This is a genomic window from Acidovorax sp. KPB24-07 (genome assembly GCF_057543315.1).
On sequence record NZ_BAAJYS010000546.1, the window covers coordinates 1 to 1,832 of the forward strand.

Sequence of the window (1,832 nt, forward strand, 5' to 3'; positions counted from 1 at the left end):
CTGGGCGTCCGCGAGCGGCGGGGGCCGTGCCGCGCGCCCTGGCCAATGCCTCGCGCCAGCCGCCGGGCCAACGCGCGTGTGCTTGCGCGAGCGGGAGCCACGTGATGGAGGGCGGGGTCATGGACAGGGGGGTGGGTTGCGCGGACCGCTCCCAAGGGCGGAGGCCGGTGCCGGCGATCGTACAAGAGCCCATTCCGGTGTCCGGCATGGGATGACGGGGACCGCGCCGGGCCCTGCAAAGGCCGCGCGGTGCGGCTACGATGGCCGGCTTCCCCACCACCTTCACCCCGGACGGGCCGCCGCAGCCGATGGCGCCCTCCGCCGCACCGCGATGACCCTCACCCCGCCCCTGTTCGAAGTCCTGCCCCGCGACCTGACCGCCTACCGCGAGGGCAACACCGGTATCCCCTATGTGCACCGTTTCGCCTCGGGCCAGCCCGGGCCGCACGTGCTCATCAATGCGCTCACGCATGGCAACGAGATCTGCGGCATGGTGGCCGCCACGCACCTGCTGGACAGCGGCGTGCGCCCGTTGAAGGGCACCCTCACCATCAGCTTCGCCAACGTGCAGGCCTACGAATCGTTCGACGAAAGCCGGCCGTTCGACAGCCGCCAGATCGACCACAACCTCAACCGCGTGTGGTCGGCCGCCGAGCTGGACGGCAGCCTGGACAGCATCGAGATGCGGCGCGCGCGAGAGCTGCGCCCCGTGGTGGCCGCGGCCGACCACGTGCTGGACATCCACTCCACCAGCCAGGACGTGGAGCCGTTCTGGGTGTACCCCGCCTATTCGCGCAATACCGAAGTGGCCTGCGCCATCGGCCGGCCGGGCGTGCACCTGCTCATGCCCAGCGGGCTGGGGTCGGGCACGCCGCTGATCCAGCACGGCCGCCTGGGCGAGGCGGGCGGCGCGGGCACGGGGCTGGTGGTGGAGTGCGGGCAGCACTTCCTGTACTCCGCGGGCGAGGTGGCCACCACGGCGGCGCTGGATTTTCTGGGGTACTTCGGGCTGATCGAACGCGAGCGCCCTGCGCCCGGTCCGCAGCGCCGCTACGAGCTGCTCCAAACCTGCATGGTGACGACGCCGGAGTTCCGCTTCACGCGGCCGCTGGTAGGGTTCGAGGTGTTTGCCGAGGGCGAGCTGATCGCCACCGACGGCGCGCAGGAGATCCGCGCGCTGTGCGACGGCTGCACGGTGATGATGCCCACGCGCGCGCCCATCGTGGGCCGCGAGGCGGTGTACCTCACCCGCCCCGTGCCCTGAGTCTGAGGTCGTAAATGGCGTGCAGCGGCGGCGGGGGCGGCCGCCGCTGCAGCGGTTGGGTCATGAAATGGCGGGGGAGGTCAGGCGCTGGCCGGGGCCACGTGGTCTTCCTGCTCCGCCTGGCCGCCCTTGGGCAGGATCTTGCCGTCCTGCACGTAGAGCTCGTACTGGTCGCGCGGCATGGCGGCCAGGCCGGCGGCGTCGTTGTCCGCCGTCCAGCTCAGTGTCACGCTGTCGGGGGCGTGGGCGAGTTCGACCGGGCCCTCGGGAATGGCGATCGGCATGCCGTCGCCTTCGCGGTACGTGACTTCTCCGCGGATGGTGGCGTGTTGCTTCATGGGATGGTCCTCCTCGGGGTTGCGGGGGCTGCACGGAACCCGCGCAGCTGAAACCCATTACATGGCAGTCGCCAGGGCCGCCGTGTCGGACCCGTTCCCGAATTGCTGCGGTGCAAGAATCGCCGCTTGAAGGCGTCAGGCCGGCGGCGCGGCCGGAGCCGGCGCACCCCGCGCCAGCCGGGCGTCGTGCACCATCGCCAGGGCGTTGAGCCCCGCCACCCCCACGCCGG

Annotated in this window: 2 protein-coding genes; one reads left to right on the forward strand and one right to left on the reverse strand. The window is 71.8% G+C overall.

Features of this window, described 5'->3' with window-relative positions:
* The first annotated feature begins 331 nt into the window (after positions 1 to 331).
* Positions 332 to 1,264 (forward strand): M14 family metallopeptidase, encoded by a 933-nt coding sequence (locus AC27IQ_RS23650; protein ID WP_487091016.1) that lies wholly within the window; start codon positions 332 to 334, stop codon positions 1,262 to 1,264.
* A gap of 80 nt (positions 1,265 to 1,344) precedes the next feature.
* On the opposite strand, the gene AC27IQ_RS23655 is transcribed toward AC27IQ_RS23650, so the two are convergent.
* The gene (locus tag AC27IQ_RS23655; RefSeq protein WP_272564030.1) at positions 1,345 to 1,602 is read right to left on the reverse strand and encodes a hypothetical protein; all 258 of its coding nucleotides are present in this window, start codon (positions 1,600 to 1,602) and stop codon (positions 1,345 to 1,347) included.
* Between the last annotated feature and the right edge of the window lie 230 nt (positions 1,603 to 1,832).